Below are 22,085 nucleotides of genomic sequence, written 5' to 3'. Positions count from 1 at the left end.
CTTCAGCCGCCGGCCGTGAGCCGGCACACGAACACGGCCGTGCCGGGGACCAGCGCCCCGCGCAACGGGGACCAGGCGCCCCACACCCGCTCGTGCCCGGCCGGCCACTCGGGCTCGACCAGGTCCTCGAGGACGAACCCGGCTGAGACCAGCTCGCGCACCCGGTCGCCGAGCGTGCGGTGGTGCTGGACGTAGGTCACGGCGCCCGCCTCGTCGCGCTCGACATAGGCGCGGCGGTCGAAGTAGGACGTGCGCACGACCAGTCCGTCGGGACCGGGGTCGTCGGCGAGGACCCAGGTGAGCGGGTGGTTGACCGCGAAGACCCACCGGGCGCCCGGGCGCAGCACCCGCGCGACCTCGGCCATGAGGGCGGCCGAGTCGCCGACGAACGGCACCGCGCCGAAGGCGCTGCACGCCAGGTCGAACGTGCCGGCGGCGAAGGGGAGGGCGAGGGCGTCAGCCTGGGCGACCGGCACCCGCAGCCCGGTCCGCTCGTCGACGTCTCTGGCGTGCTGGAGCTGGCGGTGGGACAGGTCCACGCCCACCGGGTGGGCGCCCTCCGCTAGCAGCCAGCGGGAGCACTGGGCGGCCCCGCAGCCGACCTCCAGGACGCGCCGGCCGGCGACGTCGCCGAGCAGGTGGACGTCGGCCTCGTTCAGGCCCTCCGGCCCCCAGACGAAGCCGACGTCGCGCAGGAACGCCCCGTGCTCGGCCTGGTAGGCGTCGGCCTCGGCGTCCCACCAGGCCCGCGACGCGTGGCGGGACTCGGCGTCCCCGGGGCTGCCCCGGCCGACGCGCCCCGGCCCGGCCTCGATTGACCCCTCCACCCGCCCAACCGTAGACTCGCCCCCGCGCTGTGGGCCTGCGCGCACCTCGGACCGAGCAGGCTCGCGCTCGACCTTGCCCCAGACTCGTCACCTCGGGTCCCGCTGCGTCGACCCAAGGGCCCTCCGCGCGCTCGCCGACACCCTGTCCGCCACGGAGAACCCACCACTCATGACGTCCAGTACCGAGACCGCCGTACCCAGCACCGCCGAGGGCGCAGGAGCCACTGGCGCCACCGAAGCCACTGGCGCCACCGAAGCCACTGGCGCCACTGGCGTCACCGAGGCCCCTGGGGCCGCGTCCGCCGCTCCCGCCCCCCAGGTGGCGGTCAACGACATCGGGTCCGCGGACGACTTCCTGGCGGCGGTCGACCAGACGATCAAGTACTTCAACGACGGGGACATCGTCGAGGGCACCATCGTCAAGGTCGACCGGGACGAGGTCCTGCTCGACATCGGGTACAAGACCGAGGGCGTCATCCCCTCCCGCGAGCTGTCGATCAAGCACGACGTCGACCCCAACGAGGTCGTCAGCGTCGGTGACCACGTCGAGGCCCTCGTCCTGCAGAAGGAGGACAAGGAGGGCCGGCTGATCCTGTCCAAGAAGCGCGCCCAGTACGAGCGCGCCTGGGGCTCGATCGAGAAGGTCAAGGAGGACGACGGGGTCGTCACCGGCACCGTCATCGAGGTGGTCAAGGGCGGCCTGATCCTCGACATCGGCCTGCGCGGCTTCCTGCCGGCCTCCCTCGTGGAGATGCGCCGCGTGCGCGACCTGCAGCCCTATGTCGGGAAGCAGCTCGAGGCCAAGATCATCGAGCTGGACAAGAACCGCAACAACGTCGTGCTGTCCCGCCGCGCCTGGCTCGAGCAGACCCAGAGCGAGGTTCGCCAGACCTTCCTCACCACGCTGCAGAAGGGCCAGGTCAGAAGCGGCGTCGTGTCCTCGATCGTCAACTTCGGCGCCTTCGTCGACCTGGGCGGGGTCGACGGCCTCGTGCACGTCTCCGAGCTGTCGTGGAAGCACATCGACCACCCCTCCGAGGTCGTCGAGGTCGGCCAGGAGGTCACCGTCGAGGTCCTCGACGTGGACATGGACCGCGAACGGGTGTCCCTGTCGCTCAAGGCGACCCAGGAGGATCCCTGGCAGCAGTTCGCCCGCACCCACCAGATCGGCCAGGTCGTGCCCGGGCGGGTCACCAAGCTGGTCCCCTTCGGCGCCTTCGTGCGCGTCGACGAGGGCATCGAGGGGCTCGTGCACATCTCCGAGCTCGCCGAGCGCCACGTCGAGATCCCGGAGCAGGTCGTCCAGGTGGGCGACGAGATCTTCGTCAAGGTCATCGACATCGACCTGGAGCGCCGCCGGATCTCGCTGTCGCTCAAGCAGGCCAACGAGGGCACCATCGGTGAGGCGGTCGCGGGGGACTTCGACCCGACCCTCTACGGCATGACGGCCAGCTACGACGAGGCCGGCAACTACATCTACCCCGAGGGCTTCGACTCCGAGACGGGGGAGTGGCTGCCGGGGTATGAGTCCCAGCGCGAGGAGTGGGAACGGCAGTACGCCGCCGCGCAGGCCCGCTTCGAGGCGCACCAGAAGCAGGTCGCCGAGGCCCAGAAGGCCGATGCCGAGGCCAGTGCGGCCGCTGCGGAGGAGAGCGGCGAGGCCCCCTCGACGTACTCCTCGGAGTCGGAGGAGACCGAGGGCACCCTCGCGTCCGACGAGGCGCTGGCGGCCCTGCGCGAGAAGCTCTCCGGCGACTGAGCCCGCGTCGCCGCGCGGGAGGTCGGCCGCGCATGCCAGGGGCGTGACCGGGTGCTGCGTGTCGGGCTGACCGGCGGGATCGGCTCGGGCAAGTCCGAGGTGGCCCGGCGGCTGGCCGCGCTCGGTGCGCTGGTGATCGACGCGGACCGGCTCGCCCGCGACGTCGTCGAGCCGGGCACCGAGGGCTTCGCCGCGGTGGTCGAGGGCTTCGGCGACGAGGTGGTCGGGCTCGACGGGCGTCTCGACCGCGCCGCCCTGGCCGCCCGTGTCTTCGGCGACCCTGAGCAGCTGGCCCGGCTCAACCGCATCGTCCACCCCCTCGTCGCCGCCCGGGCGGCTGAGCTCGTCGCGGCCGTCCCACCCGACTCGGTCGTCGTGCACGACGTCCCCCTGCTGGTGGAGAACGGCCTCGAAGCCGACTACGACGTCGTCGTCGTCGTGGACGCGCCGGACGACCTTCGCCTGCGGCGGGTGGTCGCCCGTGGCCTGACCGAGGCCGATGCCCGGGCGCGGATGGCCGCGCAGGCCTCCCGCGAGGCCCGGCTCGCGGCTGCCGACATCGTCGTCGAGAACGACGGCGACCTGGCGGCCCTCGACACGCGGGTCGCCGAGCTCTGGGCTCGACTGGAGGCGGCCGCGGGTTGACCGGGTGCCGCCGGCACCGGGTTGACCGGGCGCCGCCGGGCGCCGGGTTGACCGGGCGCCGCCGGCGCCTGGGCGTACCGGCTCGGCGGCGCCTGTCGGAGACTGGTCGTAGCGTGGGGCCATGCGCCCCGTCACCGACCTCGAGCGCCGCGTCGCACCCTTCGAGGTGATCGCCGACTGGAAGCCCAGCGGCGACCAGCCCGAGGCCATCGACGAGCTGGAGCGACGGCTGCGCGCTGACGAGCAGGACGTGGTGCTGCTCGGGGCGACCGGGACCGGCAAGTCCGCCACGACGGCCTGGCTCATCGAGCGCCTGCAGCGCCCCACGCTGGTGATGGCGCCCAACAAGACCCTGGCCGCCCAGCTCGCCAACGAGTTCCGTGAACTGCTGCCGAACAACGCGGTGGAGTACTTCGTCTCCTACTACGACTATTACCAGCCCGAGGCCTACGTCCCCCAGACCGACACCTACATCGAGAAGGACAGCTCGATCAACGAGGAGGTCGAGCGGCTGCGCCACTCGGCGACGAACAGCCTGCTCACCCGCCGCGACGTCGTGGTCGTGGCCAGCGTCTCCTGCATCTACGGCCTCGGCACCCCACAGGAGTACGTCGACCGCATGGTGCGCCTCAAGGTCGGGCAGCAGTGGGACCTCGACGCCCTCCTGCGCCGCTTCGTGGACATCCAGTACACGCGCAACGACCTGTCCTTCACCCGGGGAACGTTCCGGGTGCGCGGCGACACCGTCGAGATCTTCCCGGTCTACGAGGAGCACGCCGTCCGCATCGAGATGTTCGGCGACGAGGTCGAGCGGCTCATGACCCTGCACCCGGTCACGGGCGAGGTGGTCACCGACGACCCCGAGCTGTACGTCTTCCCGGCCACCCACTACGTCGCCGGCCCGGAGCGCATGGAACGCGCGATCGAGGGCATCGAGGCCGAGCTCGGCGAGCGGCTGGCCGAGCTGGAGCGGCAGGGCAAGCTGCTCGAGGCGCAGCGGCTGCGGATGCGTACGACCTACGACCTGGAGATGATGCGCCAGGTCGGCAGCTGCTCGGGGATCGAGAACTACTCCCGCCACATCGACGGGCGCGCGCCCGGGTCGGCGCCGAACACCCTGCTCGACTACTTCCCCGAGGACTTCCTGCTGGTCATCGACGAGAGCCACGTCACGGTTCCCCAGATCGGCGGCATGTACGAGGGCGACATGAGCCGCAAGCGCACGCTCGTCGACCACGGGTTCCGGCTGCCCAGCGCCATGGACAACCGGCCGCTGCGCTGGGAGGAGTTCCTGGACCGGGTCGGGCAGACGGTGTACCTCTCCGCGACCCCGGGGCCCTACGAGCTGGCCAGGTCGCGCGGCGTCGTCGAGCAGATCATCCGGCCGACCGGTCTGATCGACCCCGAGGTCGTGGTCAAGCCGACCAAGGGCCAGATCGACGACCTCATCCACGAGATCCGGGCCCGCGCCGACCGCGACGAGCGGGTGCTCGTCACCACCCTGACCAAGAAGATGGCCGAGGACCTCACCGACTACCTGCTCGAGCTCGGCATCCGGGTGCGCTACCTGCACTCCGAGGTGGACACCCTGCGCCGGGTCGAGCTGCTGCGCGAGCTGCGGCTCGGCGAGTTCGACGTCCTCGTCGGCATCAACCTCCTGCGCGAGGGGCTGGACCTGCCCGAGGTGTCGCTGGTGAGCATCCTCGACGCGGACAAGGAGGGCTTCCTGCGCTCCTCGACCTCCCTCATCCAGACGATCGGGCGAGCGGCCCGCAACGTGTCCGGCCAGGTGCACATGTACGCCGACACGGTCACCCCCTCGATGGCCCAGGCCATCGAGGAGACGAACCGGCGGCGGGACAAGCAGTTGGCGTACAACCGGGCCGCGGGGATCGACCCGCAGCCCCTGCGCAAGCGGATCGCCGACATCACCGACCTGCTGGCCCGTGAGGACGCGGACACCGAGGCGCTGATCGGCTCCGGGCGTGCCCAGAGCCGCGGCAAGGCCGTCGTCCCCGGGCTGGCCCGCGGCGACGCCGGCCGGCACGCGGCAAGCCTGGCCGGGATGCCCCGCGGCGAGCTCGCCTCCCTCATCCAGCAGCTGACCGACCAGATGCACACCGCGGCGGCGGAGCTGGCCTTCGAGCTGGCCGCCCGGCTGCGCGACGAGATCGCCGAGCTGAAGAAGGAGCTCCGCGGGATGGACGCCGCCGGAGTCCGGTGAGGCTCCACTCGTGGCGGCACATACGTCACTCCAAGGCAGACGTAGGACGTAAAGCCCGCCACAGGTGGAACCTCAGCAGATCTCGGCGAATCCCAGGCTCACCAGCCGGTCCACGTAGGCGAGCGCGTCGGCGCCGAGGGATGGCAACGGCCGGCCGTCCAGAGCCTCGACGAGTGCCGCGGTCTCGTCGTCGAGGCTGATGTGAAACCCCAGGCCGTCGAGCAACATCAGCTCCCGGTCCTCCACGACCCACCCGGCGGCGTCCAGGCGGCTGCGGTCGCTGACGCGGGCCGTGCCGACCAACCGCACCCTGTCCTCGGACGTGACCCGGCGGGCGTCGAACATGCGCTGCAGGACCCGCCCCGCCGGTCGGTCGATCTGGTCGCCGATCTCGAGGCTGCGCACCAGCGGGTACTCGCTCTCTCGCTTGCGGAGCACGACCGCCCCGTATCCGACGTGGGAGATGCCGCGGCCCTCGAAGTACTGGATCCAGCGCTCGACCGCACTGTCCCGGTCCGGGCCGACGTTCCAGCGTTCGGCGTTGACCTCGATGTCCCGGGCGCTCCCGAGCACGAGGGCGTCGCAGCCGGGCGGGATCCACGACCGCGGCCGCTCGAGCGGGTCCGCGCCGCTCGCGTCCCAGCTGACCAGGATCGTCGCGTGCCCTCCCGCGTCGAGGTGTCCGCCGGCGCCCTCGACGACGTCGGCGCCGATCTGCTCCCCGCCGCGTGCGCTGTCGCGGTAGGTGAACGCGTTGTCCGGGGAGATCACGTACGGCGGGTTCGACACGAGCAGGCCGAACGTCTCGCCCTTCACCGCTTCGAACAGATCGCCCTGCCGGAAGGTGATGTTGCGCCGATGGTTGAGGGCGGCGTTGAGCTCGGCGAACTGCAGGGCGCGTTCGGACACGTCAGTGGCGACCACCTGCCCGGCGAAGGCGGACAGCAACAGAGCCTGGATCCCGCAGCCCGTGCCCAGGTCCAGCGCGCGTTGGACGGGGGCCCGGATCGTCAGGCAGCCCAGCAGGAACGACGGCGGCTGCACCCCCGGCACGATGTCCGCGCCGGCGTCGCTGCCGAGGCGGTCAGCCGCGACGAGGAGGTCGTCGTGGGGGACCAGCCCGACGCTCGCCTCGACGTGGCCGCCGCCCTCGCCGAGCAGGCCTGACTCGAGCAGCCGGTCCAGGGTGGTCGGCGGGAGAGGTCGGCACTCGTCGAAGGTCAGACGCTCGCCCATCAGGAGCAGCCGCGCGAGCACGCCCACGGCACCGGCGCGCCGGGCCCGACGACGCCGGTCCCCGACCGTCCTGCCCTCGACGAGAGGACCCTCGGAGCCCAACGCCTCGGACAGGCCCGAGGCCGTGTACCCGAGCTGCCGCAGCGAGTCGCCCACCTCACCGAGTGCTGTCCACTGTCCGGTGGCGGACGGGGGGCGCAGCATCGGGCAGTCCTCGGTTCGTCAGTCGGCAGCGAGCTTCGAGATCACCACGCTGATCGGCGAGGACTGCGAGTTCACCTTGTAGTAGCTGATCTCGATCTTGGCGAAGTTGAGCGCGAACCTCTCCGACACGGCGGCGTTGGACTCCGACCCCTGGAACGAGTACGACGAGATGATCGCGTCCGTCAGCTTGATGGTCAGGTACTTCAGCTCGCCGCCGCCGCGTGGGTTCGCGCGTACCTCCGTCAACGTGGCCGACGTGAGTGTCGTCCCTTCGGCCGCGGCGAGGGCGAGCTTGGGCGACGCGACGCTGGTGCGCGAGACGAAGGAGATGTCGTGCAGCGCCACGCGACCGGCCGCGCCCGTGGCCGAGTCCTCTGCGGCCGCCTCGCCCCAGGAGAAGGACATGATCTCGATGCTGCCCTCGTGGCCCTTCTTGGTCGCCTCCCCGGCGATCCCGTCGATCTTCAGGAACAGGTCATAGGCCATGTCAGATCGCTCCCTCGGGCAGCGTGAAGGTGACGAGGTGCCCCTCGACGGTCTCGGTGATCGTGTACGTGCCCCGCACGCCGGCGTACGCCCCCGTGCCGTGGACGACGGTGTACGTGCCTTCCAGAGCGGCGGGACCCGTTCCCACGATGGTCCCGTGGTCGAGGGTGAAGGTGTGCAGCACAGCCGGGTGGGTGTGCTGCACCGGGGTCGACGCCAGTGCGCCCACCTCGCGACCTGCCCCGTCGTGCACGGTGGCGTACGGCACGGGACTGGCGTCGACCGGGGGCAGCTCGCCGGGTTCGACCCCGTGGAAGCGCAGGCGCACCTGCGAGAGGCGAAGGACGAGTTGTTGTGCTCCCGCCCGCGTGCGCCGGCCCGTGACGAGGCTGGCTGCGGTGATGGCGCCGACTCCGACGAGCAGAGCGCGACGGTCGATCCCCGTGACGAGGGGCGTGGGACGTGCTCGAGTGGTCATGGCCGCCTCCGCGGCTCATTCAAGCAGCGACGGACCGCCGCGTCACCGATCCGGCTCGGTCGACTCGCCCCGAGGGGAAGCCCTCAACGCTTGGCCGGGACGGGTCACCAGCCGCGCTCGCGCCACTCCGCGACGTGCGGGCGCTCGGCGCCGAGCGTGGTGTCGTTGCCGTGGCCGGGGTAGACCCACGTCTCGTCGGGCAGCACCGCGAAGACCTTTGCCTCCAGGTCGTCCATGAGCGAGGTGAACCGCGCCGCGTCGTGCTGGGTGTTCCCCGGGCCGCCCGGGAAGAGGCAGTCGCCGGTGAACAGGTGGGGGGCGCCCTCCGGGTCGTCGTACAGCAGCGCGATCGACCCGGGGGTGTGGCCGACGAGGTGGATGACGCCGAGGGAGATGTCGGCGAAGGCGAAGCGGTCCCCGTCGCGCAGCAGCTCCTGGGTCGGGACCGGGATGCCCCCCGCGTCGTCCGGGTGGGCGCAGGTGCGGGCTCCGGTGGCTCGGACCACCGCCTCGAGGGCGCCCCAGTGGTCGGCGTGCTGGTGGGTCGTGATCACCGCGGTGAGCCCCTCCGGACCGATCAGCTGGAGCAGCCGGTCCGGCTCGGCGGCGGCGTCGATGAGCACCTGGTCGCCGCTCGCGCGGGAGCGGAGCAGATAGGCGTTGTTGTCCATCGGGCCGACGGCGAGCTTCTCGATGACCAGCTTCGGCAGCTCGTGGACGTCGGCGGGGCCCCCGACCTGCACGTTCCCGGTGTACGTCATACCGCCGATCATGCCCTCCCCGCGGCGGGGCCGGAACCGGGGGCCACCGCTCGGGCAGAAACCGTCGGAGCCCGGCGTTAGCCTGAGGCCGCCGAGAAGACCGCCCGCCCAGCCGTGCCCTGTGAGGACTGCCGCCCCGTGTCCGACCGACTCATCGTCCGTGGTGCCCGCGAGCACAACCTCAAGGACGTCTCCCTCGAGCTTCCCAGGGACTCCCTGGTCGTGTTCACCGGGCTGTCCGGTTCCGGCAAGTCCAGCCTCGCCTTCGACACGATCTTCGCCGAGGGCCAGCGGCGCTACGTGGAGTCGCTCTCGGCGTACGCCCGCCAGTTCCTCGGCCAGATGGACAAGCCGGACGTGGACTTCATCGAGGGCCTGTCCCCGGCGGTGTCCATCGACCAGAAGTCGACCTCCCGCAACCCGCGCTCGACGGTGGGGACGATCACCGAGGTCTACGACTACCTGCGCCTGCTGTACGCCCGCGCGGGGCGTCCGCACTGCCCGGAGTGCGGACGCAGCATCGGGCGCCAGACCCCCCAGGCCATCGTCGACCGGGTGCTGGAGCTGGCGGAGGGGACCCGCTTCCAGGTGCTCGCTCCCGTGGTGCGGGCGCGCAAGGGTGAGTACGGCGAGCTGTTCCGCGAGCTGCAGACCAAGGGCTACAGCCGGGCCAGGGTGGACGGGGTGGTGCACAGCCTGGCTGAGCCCCCGACGCTGAAGAAGCAGGAGAAGCACACCATCGAGGTGGTCGTCGACCGCCTCCAGGTCAAAACCTCGGCGAAGCGACGGCTCACCGACTCGGTGGAGACCGCGCTGGGGCTGGGCGGCGGGCTGGTGACGCTGGAGTTCGTCGACCTGCCCGAAGGCGACCCGCACCGGGAACGGCAGTACTCCGAGCACCTCTACTGCCCCTACGACGACCTGTCCTTCGAGGAGCTCGAACCCCGGTCGTTCTCGTTCAACAGCCCCTTCGGCGCCTGCCCGGAGTGCACGGGGCTGGGGACCCGCATGGAGGTGGACCCGGACCTCGTGGTCCCCGACCCCTCGCGCACGCTGGAGGAGGGAGCCCTCGCCCCGTGGAGCTCGGCGTCCACCAGCGACTACTTCGGACGTCTCGTCGAGGCCCTCGCCGAAACCATGGGCTTTCGCACCGACGTCGCGTGGGAACGGCTCCCGGCGAAGGTGCGGCAGGCGCTCCTCGAGGGCTACGACGGCCAGGTGCACGTGCGCTACCGCAACCGCTATGGGCGCGAGCGCTCGTACTACACCAGCTACGAGGGACTGATCCCCTACGTCGAGCGCCGCCACGCCGAGGCGGAGTCCGACACCAGCCGGGAGCGCTTCGAGGGCTTCATGCGCGAGGTGCCGTGCCCGGCGTGCCGCGGCACCCGACTCAAGCCGGTCTCGCTGGCGGTGACGCTGGGCGGCAAGTCGATCGCGGAGGTGGCGGCCCTGCCGATCAGCGGGTGCGCGGAGTTCCTGCGCGACCTGGACCTGTCGGCGCGCGAGGCGCAGATCGCCGAACGGGTCCTCAAGGAGGTCAACGAGCGGCTGCGCTTCCTGCTCGACGTCGGGCTGGACTACCTGAGCCTCGACCGCCCGTCGGCGACCCTCGCCGGCGGCGAGGCCCAGCGCATCCGCCTCGCGACCCAGATCGGGTCCGGCCTGGTCGGTGTCCTCTACGTCCTCGACGAGCCCTCCATCGGGCTGCACCAGCGGGACAACCACCGCCTCATCGAGACCCTGGTGCGGCTGCGTGACCTCGGCAACACCCTCATCGTCGTCGAGCACGACGAGGACACCATCCGCACCGCCGACTGGGTCGTCGACATCGGGCCGGGCGCGGGGGAGCACGGCGGGCAGGTCGTGGTGTCGGGGACGGTGGCCGACCTGCTCGCCTCGCCCGACTCCCTGACCGGTGCCTACCTGTCCGGTCGCCGCACCCTCGAGGTGCCCGCAGTGCGCCGCCCTCGGACCCCCGGCCGTTCCCTGGTCGTCCAGGGCGCGCGGGAGCACAACCTGCAGGGCGTGGACGTCGAGTTCCCGCTCGGGTGCCTGGTCGCGGTCACCGGCGTCAGCGGGTCCGGCAAGTCGACCCTGGTCAACGACATCCTCTACAACGTGTTGGCCCGCGAGCTGAACGGCGCGCGGACCGTCCCGGGCCGCCACACCCGGGTCAAGGGCATCCAGCACCTGGACAAGGTCGTCCACGTCGACCAGAGCCCCATCGGGCGTACCCCGCGCTCCAACCCGGCGACCTACACCGGCGTCTTCGACCACATCCGGCGCCTGTTCGCCGAGACGACCGAGGCCAAGGTCCGCGGCTACCTGCAGGGCCGGTTCTCCTTCAACGTCAAGGGCGGACGCTGCGAGAACTGCGCCGGCGACGGCACGATCAAGATCGAGATGAACTTCCTGCCGGACGTGTACGTGCCCTGCGAGGTCTGCCACGGTGCGCGCTACAACCGCGAGACGCTCGAGGTCCACTTCAAGGGCAAGACCATCGCCGAGGTCCTCGACATGCCGATCGAGGAGGCGCTGGACTTCTTCGCGGCCGTGCCCCCCATCGCCCGGCACCTGCAGACGTTGAACGACGTCGGACTCGGCTATGTCCGCCTCGGCCAGCCCGCCCCCACGTTGTCGGGTGGTGAGGCCCAGCGGGTCAAGCTCGCCTCGGAGCTGCAGAAGCGGTCCACCGGCCGCACGGCGTACGTGCTCGACGAGCCCACCACAGGGCTGCACTTCGAGGACATCCGCAAGCTCCTGGGCGTCCTGCAGGGGCTGGTCGACAAGGGCAACACGGTCATCGTCATCGAGCACAACCTCGACGTGATCAAGACCGCGGACTGGATCGTGGACATGGGTCCCGAGGGCGGCTTCGGGGGCGGCCTGGTGGTGACCACCGGCACGCCGGAGGAGGTCGCCGCGCACGAGACGAGCCACACCGGCCGCTTCCTCCGCCCCGTGCTCGGAACGGGGGGGCGCGGGCGGGCCCGCGCCCCCCGCAAGGCGGCGCGCGCCCGGGCCTGAGATCCTGGCGGGTGAACCTTCGGCCCGACTCCGACGTTGGGAGGAGGAGGACGACGGCACGGCGCCCATGGCGTCGCACGGCCCCCGCGGGGGCGGAACGGAGCGAGGGCATGGGCACGCTGGGTCGACGCGACGTGCTGCGGGGAGCGACCGCCATCGGGGCCGGCGCGGTGGCCCTCCCGTTGCTGGCCGGCTGCGGCGGGGGCGGCACCAACGGTGGCGGCTCCACCGGCGGGGGCGGCTCGGGCGGGACCTCGGGGGTCACGGTCGCCAAGTCCAAGGTCCCGGTCGGCGGCGGCACGGTCGACGGCTCGGTGGTCGTGACCCAGCCCACCGCAGGGCAGTTCAAGGCGTTCTCGTCGACGTGCACCCACATGGGCTGCACCGTCGGCGGGGTGCAGGACGGGTTCATCGTCTGCCCCTGCCACGGCAGCCACTTCGCGATCGCGACCGGCGACCCGACGCCGACCTCGCCGGCGAAGGTGCCGCTGCCCGCCAAGACGGTGACCGTCGACGGCGACAATCTGGTCATCACCTGACCGCTGTCCCGCTCCTGCGCCGCTGCTAACGCCGCTGTGAGCGCGAACGCCTGAAGCGCGCGCCCCGCGCGCGGCCGGAGGCGTCGCCGCGGTCGGAGGCGTCGCCGGGCCGACGTACCCTCGGCCCGTGGCCGACCCGTCGACGTACCGACCCTCGCCGGGGTCGGTCCCGGACGAGCCGGGGGTGTACCGCTTCTGGGACGCCCACGGGCGGGTGGTCTACGTCGGCAAGGCCAAGAGCCTGCGCTCGAGGCTGGCCTCGTACTTCGCCGACCTGTCAGCCCTGCACCCGCGCACCCAGACCATGGTGACCACCGCGGTGCGGGTGGACTGGGTGGTGGTGGCGACCGAGGTCGAGGCGCTGCAGCTGGAGTACTCCTGGATCAAGGAGTACGACCCGCGGTTCAACGTGAAGTACCGCGACGACAAGAGCTATCCATGGCTGGCGGTGACCCTCGACGAGGAGTACCCCCGTCTGCAGGTGATGCGCGGCGCCAAGCGTCGAGGGGTGCGCTACTACGGCCCGTACGCCCACGCGTGGGCGATCCGCGAGACCCTCGACCTCCTGCTGCGGGTCTTCCCCGCGAGGACGTGCAGCAACGGGGTGTTCAAGCGGGCCGGCCAGGTGGGACGGCCCTGTCTGCTCGGCTACATCGGCAAGTGCTCGGCACCGTGCGTCGGACGGGTCAGCGCGGAGGAGCACCGGCAGGTGGTGCTGGACTTCTGCGCCTTCATGGACGGCGACACCGCCTCCTTCGTCCGGCGCCTCGAACGCCAGATGCAGGACGCCGCGGCCGCCCAGGAGTACGAGCGGGCCGCGCGGCTGCGCGACGACCTCGGCGCGCTGCGGCGCGCGATGGAGAAGAACGCCGTCGTCCTCGGGGACGCGACCGACGCCGACGTGCTCGGCATCGCCGAGGACGAGCTCGAGGCGGCGGTCCAGGTCTTCCACGTCCGCGGCGGGCGGATCCGGGGCCAGCGCGGCTTCGTCGTCGAGCGGGTCGAGGACGTCGACACCGCCGGCCTGGTCGAGCAGCTGCTGCTGCAGCTGTACGGCGGGGACACCGGCGAGCAAGTGCCTCGCGAGATCCTCGTCCCCGCCCTGCCGGCCGACGTCGAGCCGGTCGCCGCCTGGCTGCGCGAGGTCCGCGGCGCGGGGGTCGACGTACGGGTCCCGCAGCGCGGCGACAAGCGGGCGCTGCTCGAGACCGTGACCCGCAACGCGGGCCAGTCCCTGGCCCTGCACAAGGTACGGCGCGCCGGCGACCTCACCGCCCGCGGCCGGGCGCTGGCTGAGCTGCAGGAGGCGTTGCGGCTCCCGGACGCCCCCCTGCGCATCGAGTGCTTCGACGTGTCCAACCTGCAGGGCACGGAGGTGGTCGCCTCCATGGTGGTCTTCGAGGACGGCCTGGCCCGCAAGAGCGACTACCGCCGCTTCGCCATCCGCGGCCTCGACGGGCACGACGACGTGGCGGCCATCCACGAGGTGGTCACCCGGCGCTTCCGGCGCTACCTCGAGGAGGCGAGCGAGAGCGCGGAGCCCGACCTCGGGGACCTCGAGGCGGACGGGGCGCGGTCCGGACGCACCGAGGGTGGGCGCCGGCCACGGTTCTCCTACCCGCCGAACCTGGTCGTGATCGACGGCGGGGCGCCGCAGGTCGCGGCGGCCCAGCGTGCCCTGGACTCCCTCGGCATCGACGACGTCTCCGTCTGCGGTCTGGCCAAGCGCCTGGAGGAGGTGTGGGTGGCCGGCCGGCCCAACCCGCTCGTGCTGCCCCGGACCAGCGAGGCCCTGTACCTGCTCCAGCGGGTACGCGACGAGGCGCACCGCTTCGCCATCACCTACCACCGCCAGCGGCGGTCGACCTCGATGACCCGCAGCGCGCTGGACGCGGTCCCCGGCCTGGGGGAGACCCGGCGCAAGGCGCTGCTGCGCCACTTCGGCTCCCTCAAGCGCCTGCGCGAGGCGACCCCGGAGCAGGTGGCGGAGGTGCCCGGGATCGGGCCGCGGACCGCCGAGGCGGTCGTGGCGGCCCTGGCCCGCGAGGCGCCCCCCGCCGGCGGGGTGAACCTCGCCACGGGTGAGATCCTCGACCCGTGAGCGACCCGCCCGAGACCCTCGAACGCGTCCTTCCCGAGCTGACCGTCGTCACCGGCATGAGCGGTGCCGGCCGGTCCACCGTCGGCGACGTGCTGGAGGACCTCGGCTGGTTCGTCGTCGACAACCTGCCGCCCGAGCTGATCCCGACCCTGGTCGAGCTCGGCGGGCGGACCCACGGCGAGGTGTCGCGGATCGCCGCCGTCGTCGACGTACGCGGCGGTCAGTTCTTCGCCGACCTGCGCGAGGCCATGCGCCAGGTCGACGCGATGGGCGTCAGCGTGCGCCTGGTCTACCTCGAGGCCTCCGACGACGTGCTGGTCCGACGTTTCGAGAGCTCGCGGCGCCCCCACCCCCTGCAGGGGGCCCGACGGGTGACCGACGGGATCGAGGCCGAGCGGCGCCTGCTCTCGGACCTGCGCGGCGACGCCGACCTGCTCATCGACACCTCCGGTCTGAACGTCCACCAGCTGCGCGCCAAGGTCGAGGACGCCTTCGCCGGTGACATCCAGCCCAGCATGCGCGCCAGCGTCGTGTCCTTCGGCTACAAGTACGGCCTGCCGGTGGACGCCGACCTCGTCCTGGACTGCCGCTTCCTGCCCAACCCGCACTGGGTGCCGGACCTGCGCCCGCAGACCGGGCTCGACCCCGACGTCCGGGCCTACGTCCTCGAGGCGCCCGGCGCCGCCGAGCTGCTCGACCGCTACGCCGGCGTGCTCGAGGTGATCTCCCGTGGCTACCTGCGCGAGGGCAAGCGCTGGATGACCCTTGCGGTGGGGTGCACGGGCGGCAAGCACCGCAGCGTGGCGATGGCCGAGGAGCTCGGCCGGCGGCTGCGGGACGCGGGGATGGACACCACCGTCGTGCACCGGGACCTGGGGCGCGAGTGAGCGAGCCCGCGCCGGCCGTCGTCGCACTCGGTGGCGGCCACGGGCTGGCGGTCACGCTGACGGCCCTGCGCCGGGTGACCCGCGAGCTCACCGCGGTCGTGACCGTCGCCGACGACGGCGGGTCGAGCGGCCGGCTGCGCCGCGAGCTGGGGGTGCTGCCGCCGGGCGACCTCCGGATGGCGCTGGCCGCCCTGTGCGGCGACGACGAGTGGGGCCGGACCTGGCGAGACGTCCTGCAGCACCGCTTCGCCGGCGAGGGGGAGCTGGCTGGGCACGCGGTCGGGAACCTGCTCATCGTCGCCCTGTGGGATCGGCTGCGCGATCCCGTGGCGGGGCTGGACTGGGTGGGCCGGCTGCTCGGCGCCCAGGGCCGGGTGCTGCCCATGGCAGCGGTGCCGCTCGACATCGAGGCGGAGGTGCTGGGCGGCGACCCGGAGCGCCCGGGGGACCAGGTCACGGTGCGTGGCCAGGTCGCGGTTGCCACCACGCCCGGCCGGGTGGTGACGCTGTCCCTGGTGCCGCCCGAACCCCCGGCCTGCCCTGAAGCGGTCGCCGCCGTGCGCGCCGCCGACGTGGTCGTCCTCGGCCCCGGGTCCTGGTTCACCTCCGTCATCCCGCACCTGCTCGTCCCGCAGCTGCGCGACGCCCTGGTGACCACCCCTGCCCGCCGGGTGCTGGTCCTGAACCTGCGCCCCCAGCCGGGCGAGACCTCCGGCTTCTCGGCGGAGAACCACCTCGAGGTCCTGCTCGCGCACGCCCCCGAGCTGCGGCTGGACGTCGTCGTCGCCGACCGGGCCGAGGTGCCGGACCCCAAGGGGTTGGGCGAGCTGTGCGCCGCGCTAGGCGCCGAGCTGGTCGTCGCCGACGTCGCGGCCGACGACGGCTCCGCCCGCCATGATCCCGAGCGGCTCGCCTCCGTGTTCGGCACCGTTGTCGGGCGTGGCAGGATCGGCGCATGGCGATGACGGCTCAGGTGAAGGACGAGCTGGCCCACCTGGTCATCACCAAGCCCTGCTGCCGCAAGGCCGAGGTGTCGGCGACGCTGCGCTTCGCCGGGGGCCTGCACATCGTCGCGGGCCGCATCGTCGTCGAGGCCGAGCTGGACACGGGTGCTGCGGCCCGACGCCTTCGCCGCGAGATCGCGGAGGTCTACGGGCACGCCAGCGAGCTCGTCGTGGTGGCACCCGCTGGCCTGCGCAAGGGCAACCGCTACCTCGTCCGGGTGGTCAAGGACGGTGAGGCCCTCGCCCGGCAGACCGGCCTGCTCGACTCCCGCGGCCGCCCGGTCCGTGGCCTGCCCCCGCAGGTCGTCGCCGGTTCGATGTGCGACGCGGAGGCCGCCTGGCGCGGCGCGTTCCTCGCCCACGGCTCGCTGACCGAGCCGGGCCGGTCCTCGGCGCTGGAGGTCAGCTGTCCCGGACCGGAGGCCGCGCTGGCGCTCGTCGGTGCGGCCCGCCGGCTCGGGCTGCCGGCGAAGGCGCGCGAGGTGCGCGGTGTCGATCGGGTCGTGGTGCGCGACGGCGACGCCATCAGCGCCCTGTTGACCAGGCTGGGCGCGCACGACAGCGTTCTGGCCTGGGAGGAGCGGCGCATGCGCCGCGAGGTGCGCGCGACCGCGAACCGGCTGGCGAACTTCGACGACGCCAACCTGCGCCGCTCGGCCAGGGCGGCCGTGGCGGCCGGTGCGCGGGTCGCCCGGGCGCTGGAGATCCTCGGCGACGACGTACCGGAGCACCTCGCCGCCGCGGGTCGGCTGCGGCTGGACCACAAGCAGGCCAGCCTCGAGGAGCTCGGGTCGCTGGCCGACCCGCCGATGACCAAGGACGCCGTCGCCGGGCGGATCCGCCGGTTGCTCGCGATGGCCGACAAGCGCGCCGAGGACCTCGGGATCCCCGACACCGAGTCGACGCTGACCCCGGAGATGCTCAGCGGCTGATTCGCCGATCCCGGTTGCCGGTCCGTACCGCGGACGCCGCGGTCAGCGCCAGCGAGTCGCCTCGATAGGGTGAAGGTCGAGCGACCCCACCTGCTGGCAGAACTGGAACGCGCCCCGCCGGGGCGCCGACGAAGGGTGCATCCCTGTGACCGTCCGAGTGGGAATCAACGGCTTCGGCCGCATCGGCCGCAACTTCTACCGGGCTGCACTGGCCCAGGGCGCCGACCTGGACATCGTGGCCGTCAACGACCTCACCGACACCAAGACGCTCGCGTACCTGCTGAAGTACGACTCGATCCTCGGGCGCCTCGACCGCCCGGTCGTCGCAGCCGGGGACGCGATCGAGGTCGGCGGCACGTCGGTCACCGTGCTCGCCGAGCGCGACCCCGGGGCGCTGCCCTGGAAGGACCTCGGCGTCGACGTGGTGATCGAGTCGACCGGCTTCTTCACCGACGCCGAGAAGGCGAGAGCGCACATCGCCGGCGGCGCCAAGAAGGTCATCATCTCCGCGCCCGCCAAGGGCGAGGACGTGACGGTCGTCATGGGCGTCAACCACACCCAGTACGACCCCGAGGCGCACTCGATCATCTCGAACGCGTCGTGCACGACGAACTGCCTCGGCCCGCTGGCCAAGGTCCTGCAGGACAGCTTCGGCATCGAGCGCGGGCTGATGACGACGGTGCACGCCTACACCAACGACCAGGTGATCCTGGACTACCCGCACAAGGACCTGCGGCGGGCGCGCGCGGCAGCCCTGAGCATCATCCCCACGACCACCGGCGCCGCCAAGGCGATCGGCCTCGTGCTGCCCGAGCTCAAGGGCAAGCTCGACGGGTACGCCCTGCGGGTGCCGGTGCCCACCGGCTCCGCGACCGACCTCACGGTCACCCTGGGCCGCGAGGCGTCCAAGGAGGAGATCAACGCCGCGTACAAGGCGGCCGCCGAGGGCCCGCTCAAGGGCTTCCTGGAGTACACCGAGGACCCGATCGTCTCCTCCGACATCGTGACCTCGCCCGCCTCGTGCATCGTCGACGCCGGCCTCACCAACGTCATCGGCAACCAGGCCAAGGTGCTCGGCTGGTACGACAACGAGTGGGGCTACTCGAATCGGCTGGTCGACCTGGTCACCTACGTCGGCGCGACCCTGTAGAGGCCGCAGCCCCGATGCGTACCCTCGACGACCTGATCGCCGACGGCGTAGCCGGTCGCCGGGTCCTGGTGCGAGCGGATCTCAACGTCCCGCTCGCCCAGGACGCCGACGGCTCGCTGTCCATCACCGACGACGGCCGTATCCGGGCCAGCCTGCCGACCCTGGAGGCGTTGCTCGGCGCCGGTGCCCGGGTGGTCGTGTGCGCCCACCTGGGCCGGCCCAAGGGGGCTCCCGAGCCGCGCTACTCCCTCTCGCCGGTGGCCGTACGCCTCGAGGAGCTGCTCGGCCGGCCGGTCTCCTTCGCCTCCGACACGGTGGGGGAGTCCGCCCGGTCGGTCGTGGACGGCCTGGAGAACTGCGACCTGGCGTTGCTGGAGAACCTGCGCTTCGAGCCCGGCGAGACCAGCAAGGACGACGCCGAGCGTGGCGCCTTCGCCGACCAGCTGGCCTCCCTCGCCGACGCCTACGTGGGGGACGGGTTCGGTGCGGTCCACCGCAAGCACGCCAGCGTGTACGACGTCCCGCAGCGCCTGCCCCACGTCGCCGGGCGGCTGGTGGCGGCCGAGACCGAGGTGCTACGGCGGCTGACGCAGGACCCGGAGCGGCCCTACGTCGTGGTGCTCGGCGGGGCGAAGGTCTCCGACAAGCTCGGGGTCATCGCCAACCTGCTGGGCTTCGTCGACCGGCTGGTCATCGGCGGCGGCATGGCCTACACCTTCCTCGCGGCCCAGGGCCACGAGGTCGGCACCTCCCTGCTCGAGGCCGACCAGCTCGACACGGTGCGCGGCGTCCTCGAGTCCGCGGCGGCCCAGGGGGTCGAGATCGTGCTGCCGGTGGACATCGTCGCCGCGACGGCCTTCGCCGCCGACGCCGAGCACGCGGTGGTCGCGGCCGACGCCATCCCCGCCGACCGGATGGGCCTCGACGTCGGCCCGGCGAGCAGGGAGCTGTTCGCCGAGCGGCTGCGAGACGCGCGCACCGTCTTCTGGAACGGGCCGATGGGTGTCTTCGAGATGCCGGCCTTCGCCGCCGGGACGCGCGCCCTCGCGGAGGCCCTGACCCGCGTCGACGGCCTGACCGTCGTCGGCGGTGGTGACTCGGCGGCTGCCGTGCGCCTGCTCGGGTTCGAGGAGAAGGCCTTCGGCCACATCTCCACCGGCGGCGGAGCCTCCCTCGAGTTCCTCGAGGGCAAGCAGCTGCCCGGCCTCGTGGCCCTGGACAGCTGAGCATGGCCGGCGGACGTACCCCGCTCATCGCGGGGAACTGGAAGATGAACCTCAACCACCTCGAGGCCATCTCCCTCGTGCAGAAGCTCGCCTTCTCGTTGACCGACAAGGACTTCGCCGGCACTGAGGTCGCCGTCCTGCCGCCCTACACCGACCTGCGCTCGGTGCAGACCCTCGTCGACGCCGACCGGCTCTCGCTGCGCTACGGCGCGCAGGACCTCTCCCAGCACGGCTCGGGCGCCTACACCGGCGAGGTCTCGGGGGAGATGCTCGCCAAGCTCGGATGCACCTACGTCGTCGTCGGGCACAGCGAACGGCGTCAGTACCACCACGAGGACGACGCGCTCGTCGCCGCCAAGGTGGCGGCGGCGTACCGGTGCGGCCTGGTGCCGATCCTGTGCGTCGGCGAGGGCCTCGAGGTGCGCCGCGCCGGCGACCAGGTCGCCTACACCCTCGGCCAGCTCGACGGCGCGCTCGCCGGACTGGCGGCCGAGCACGCGCGGACCCTGGTCGTCGCCTACGAACCGGTGTGGGCGATCGGTACCGGCGAGGTGGCCACGCCCAAGGATGCCCAGGAGGTCTGCGGGGCGATCCGCACCCGGCTGGCCGAGCTGTACTCCGGCGGTCTGGCCGACGGGGTGCGCATCCTGTACGGCGGCTCGGTGAAGGGCGCCAACATCGCGGGGATCATGGCCGAGGACGACGTGGACGGGGCACTCGTCGGGGGCGCGAGCCTCGACGTGGCGGACTTCGTCCGGATCGTGCGCTTCCGCGACCAGCCCCTCGACTGAGCGACCCGGTGTCGCGCGGACTCCCTGATCCGCCGATCAGGGAAGGACCTACGGGTACCATCGACAGCCACGGCGAGGAAGGGTGACTCGGTGATCACGGTATTGGGCGGGATACTCATCATCACGAGCCTCCTCATGGTGGTCCTCGTCCTGCTCCACAAGGGCAAGGGCGGCGGGCTCTCCGACATGTTCGGCGGCGGCGCGAGCTCCTCGGTCGGCGGGTCCGCGGTCGCGGAGCGCAACCTCGACCGGATCACGATCGTGCTCGGCATCGTCTGGTTCCTGACGATCATCGCGCTCGGGCTGGTCCTCAAGAACTCGTTCGGGAGCAGCTGATGGCGAGCGGCAACGCGATCCGGGGCAGCCGGGTCGGTGCCGGTCCGATGGGTGAGGCCGAGCGCGGGGAGGCGGCGCCGCGCCGCCGCGTGTCGTTCTGGTGCGGCAACGGCCATGAGACCCGTCCCTCCTTCGCCGCCGACGCCGCGATCCCGGACCTGTGGGACTGCCCCAAGTGCGGCTACCCCGCCTCGCGCGATCGCGAGAACCCGCCGGCGCCGCCGAAGAACGAGCCCTACAAGACCCATCTCGCCTATGTCCGCGAGCGGCGCAGCGACCGGGACGGCGCGTCGATCCTCGACGAGGCGCTGAGCAAGCTCCGCGGGACCGATCCCGCGTGACCCTGCGGGTCGGTCGGCGTTCATCCGATCGACCCCCGATCACCCTCCCCCCACTTCCCACTTCGACTTGTGGCGGGTTCTGCGTCACTCCGGCACGCCCGAGTGACGTACCTGCCGCCACATGTGGGGTTTGTGGTGGGGACTACCAGCGTTGGGCACGCGGCCCGCGGTCGAAATCGCGGTCACTGAGGGCACGCAGGCCGGTGAAGCCGGAGGCTCGCGCCATCTCGTGCGCCATGACGTGGCGCTCGAAGTCCAGCGAGTACGAGTCGTAACGCAGCAGGGGCGTGCCCGTCTCGACGTAGATCGCGTTCTCCCGGCGCAGGTCGCCGCGCCGCCTCGCCTCCTCGAGGTGCATGCCGCCGTCGAACTCGATCCCCACCCGCCGCGGTACCCCCACCAGTAGCAGGTCGAGGAAGCGCACCCCGCCGGGCACCACGATCTCGACCTGCAGCTTCGGCCTGGGGAACCCGCTGAGTACGGCAACCATGCGGGTCCGGGTCTCACCGGGGGACTGCGCGCGAGCGTCCGCGTGCGCGGCCGCCAGTCTCGCGCGCCGGACGCCGGGCCAGCGCACATGGCGAGCGGCGTACGCGGCGAACTCCTCGACGCTGAAGGCGCCACCGTGGGCGAACGCATCGACGACGACCACTCCCTCGACGAGCTGGCGGACTCTCACCAGGTCGAAGGCGGTGCGCAGGGTACTGGTGACGGCGATGCCGTCGACCTCGACCACGTCGTCGTCATCGACGGGCCACACCCGCCGGCTGCGCCGCGCGCCGTCGAGACCCGTGCCGGACTCCGGCCTGGGCCGCGCCAGCTCGATCGGGACGAGCTGGTTCGGTGGTGGGCTCCAGAGGCCGTGGACGTACGCAGCCGTACGCCCCGCTAGGACCTGCTCGCCCGCCGCCAGGCGGGCCGCCGCCACGCGTACGTCGCTGGTGAGCTCGACGCCCCGGTGGACGTAGACGTCGCGGAAGAGCCGGGTCCAGGCCCGGCTCTCCAGGTTGGTGCGACTCAACAGGCCGGCGCGAACGGCGTGGGACCCCCGGAACGGCTCGCGGGTCAGCTCGTCCGGGACGAAGGGGGCGATGGGCATGCGGGTGACGATGAGGTGCGGCCGGGCGC

The 22,085-nt window shown here is 72.2% G+C and carries 20 protein-coding genes; 14 read left to right on the top strand and 6 right to left on the bottom strand.

Annotation, left to right across the window (positions count from 1 at the left end; all coding sequences use genetic code 11):
* Positions 1-2: 2 nt before the first annotated feature.
* Complete coding sequence (locus VMI11_14855; protein ID HTY73676.1) at positions 3-827, bottom strand: class I SAM-dependent methyltransferase; 825 nt, start codon at positions 825-827, stop codon at positions 3-5.
* 169 nt (positions 828-996) lie between these two features.
* Here VMI11_14855 and rpsA point away from each other — a divergent pair, with 169 nt between their 5' ends.
* The 3 genes from rpsA to uvrB all read left to right on the top strand — a co-directional run bounded on the left by rpsA (position 997) and on the right by uvrB (position 5,455).
* On the top strand, positions 997-2,586 hold the full coding sequence (gene rpsA, locus VMI11_14850) for a 30S ribosomal protein S1 (protein HTY73675.1): 1,590 nt from the start codon (positions 997-999) through the stop codon (positions 2,584-2,586).
* Positions 2,587-2,637: 51 nt separating this feature from the next.
* A complete protein-coding gene (gene coaE / locus VMI11_14845; protein ID HTY73674.1) occupies positions 2,638-3,231 on the top strand; it encodes a dephospho-CoA kinase in 594 nt (197 codons plus the stop codon).
* 121 nt (positions 3,232-3,352) lie between these two features.
* Positions 3,353-5,455 (top strand): excinuclease ABC subunit UvrB, encoded by a 2,103-nt coding sequence (uvrB, locus tag VMI11_14840; protein HTY73673.1) that lies wholly within the window; start codon positions 3,353-3,355, stop codon positions 5,453-5,455.
* Positions 5,456-5,527: 72 nt separating this feature from the next.
* Here the strand turns inward: uvrB and VMI11_14835 are convergent, their stop codons facing one another.
* The 4 genes from VMI11_14835 to VMI11_14820 form a co-directional block, all read right to left on the bottom strand.
* Positions 5,528-6,895, bottom strand: coding sequence for a class I SAM-dependent methyltransferase (locus tag VMI11_14835; GenBank protein HTY73672.1), 1,368 nt, complete (start codon positions 6,893-6,895; stop codon positions 5,528-5,530).
* Positions 6,896-6,913: 18 nt separating this feature from the next.
* Positions 6,914-7,381 (bottom strand): type VI secretion system tube protein Hcp, encoded by a 468-nt coding sequence (locus tag VMI11_14830; GenBank protein HTY73671.1) that lies wholly within the window; start codon positions 7,379-7,381, stop codon positions 6,914-6,916.
* A 1-nt stretch (position 7,382) separates the two neighbouring features.
* The gene (locus VMI11_14825; protein HTY73670.1) at positions 7,383-7,859 is read right to left on the bottom strand and encodes a hypothetical protein; all 477 of its coding nucleotides are present in this window, start codon (positions 7,857-7,859) and stop codon (positions 7,383-7,385) included.
* Positions 7,860-7,963: 104 nt separating this feature from the next.
* A complete protein-coding gene (locus VMI11_14820; GenBank protein ID HTY73669.1) occupies positions 7,964-8,620 on the bottom strand; it encodes an MBL fold metallo-hydrolase in 657 nt (218 codons plus the stop codon).
* Positions 8,621-8,758: 138 nt separating this feature from the next.
* Here VMI11_14820 and uvrA point away from each other — a divergent pair, with 138 nt between their 5' ends.
* The 11 genes from uvrA to VMI11_14765 all read left to right on the top strand — a co-directional run bounded on the left by uvrA (position 8,759) and on the right by VMI11_14765 (position 20,957).
* A complete protein-coding gene (gene uvrA / locus VMI11_14815) occupies positions 8,759-11,650 on the top strand; it encodes an excinuclease ABC subunit UvrA (protein ID HTY73668.1) in 2,892 nt (963 codons plus the stop codon).
* A gap of 110 nt (positions 11,651-11,760) precedes the next feature.
* A complete protein-coding gene (locus tag VMI11_14810; GenBank protein HTY73667.1) occupies positions 11,761-12,189 on the top strand; it encodes a Rieske (2Fe-2S) protein in 429 nt (142 codons plus the stop codon).
* Between the two features lie 127 nt (positions 12,190-12,316).
* Positions 12,317-14,290: an excinuclease ABC subunit UvrC gene (uvrC, locus tag VMI11_14805; protein HTY73666.1), complete on the top strand. Its 1,974-nt coding sequence runs from the start codon at positions 12,317-12,319 to the stop codon at positions 14,288-14,290.
* A gap of 56 nt (positions 14,291-14,346) precedes the next feature.
* Positions 14,347-15,177: an RNase adapter RapZ gene (gene rapZ, locus VMI11_14800; GenBank protein HTY73665.1), complete on the top strand. Its 831-nt coding sequence runs from the start codon at positions 14,347-14,349 to the stop codon at positions 15,175-15,177.
* Complete coding sequence (gene yvcK / locus VMI11_14795) at positions 15,174-16,142, top strand: uridine diphosphate-N-acetylglucosamine-binding protein YvcK (GenBank protein ID HTY73664.1); 969 nt, start codon at positions 15,174-15,176, stop codon at positions 16,140-16,142. Before rapZ ends, yvcK begins: the two co-directional genes overlap by 4 nt.
* Positions 16,133-17,113, top strand: coding sequence for a DNA-binding protein WhiA (gene whiA, locus VMI11_14790; protein HTY73663.1), 981 nt, complete (start codon positions 16,133-16,135; stop codon positions 17,111-17,113). The genes yvcK and whiA overlap by 10 nt, the downstream gene beginning before the upstream one ends.
* 145 nt (positions 17,114-17,258) lie before the next feature.
* Positions 17,259-18,263: a type I glyceraldehyde-3-phosphate dehydrogenase gene (gene gap, locus VMI11_14785; protein HTY73662.1), complete on the top strand. Its 1,005-nt coding sequence runs from the start codon at positions 17,259-17,261 to the stop codon at positions 18,261-18,263.
* A gap of 14 nt (positions 18,264-18,277) precedes the next feature.
* Positions 18,278-19,489: a phosphoglycerate kinase gene (locus tag VMI11_14780; protein HTY73661.1), complete on the top strand. Its 1,212-nt coding sequence runs from the start codon at positions 18,278-18,280 to the stop codon at positions 19,487-19,489.
* 2 nt (positions 19,490-19,491) lie between these two features.
* Complete coding sequence (tpiA, locus tag VMI11_14775; GenBank protein ID HTY73660.1) at positions 19,492-20,280, top strand: triose-phosphate isomerase; 789 nt, start codon at positions 19,492-19,494, stop codon at positions 20,278-20,280.
* Positions 20,281-20,373: 93 nt separating this feature from the next.
* The gene (gene secG, locus VMI11_14770; GenBank protein HTY73659.1) at positions 20,374-20,616 is read left to right on the top strand and encodes a preprotein translocase subunit SecG; all 243 of its coding nucleotides are present in this window, start codon (positions 20,374-20,376) and stop codon (positions 20,614-20,616) included.
* Positions 20,616-20,957, top strand: a complete 342-nt coding sequence (locus tag VMI11_14765; GenBank protein ID HTY73658.1) for an RNA polymerase-binding protein RbpA — start codon at positions 20,616-20,618, stop codon at positions 20,955-20,957. Before secG ends, VMI11_14765 begins: the two co-directional genes overlap by 1 nt.
* Positions 20,958-21,099: 142 nt before the next feature.
* On the opposite strand, the gene VMI11_14760 is transcribed toward VMI11_14765, so the two are convergent.
* A complete protein-coding gene (locus VMI11_14760) occupies positions 21,100-22,056 on the bottom strand; it encodes a hypothetical protein (protein ID HTY73657.1) in 957 nt (318 codons plus the stop codon).
* Positions 22,057-22,085 lie beyond the last annotated feature (29 nt).

The sequence above is a fragment of the Actinomycetes bacterium genome (assembly GCA_035506535.1).
In the GTDB taxonomy this organism is placed as follows: Bacteria; Actinomycetota; Actinomycetes; order DATJPE01; family DATJPE01; genus DATJPE01.
Note: the sequence above shows the minus strand (reverse complement) of the source record. Positions and strands in the feature narration are given on the sequence as shown.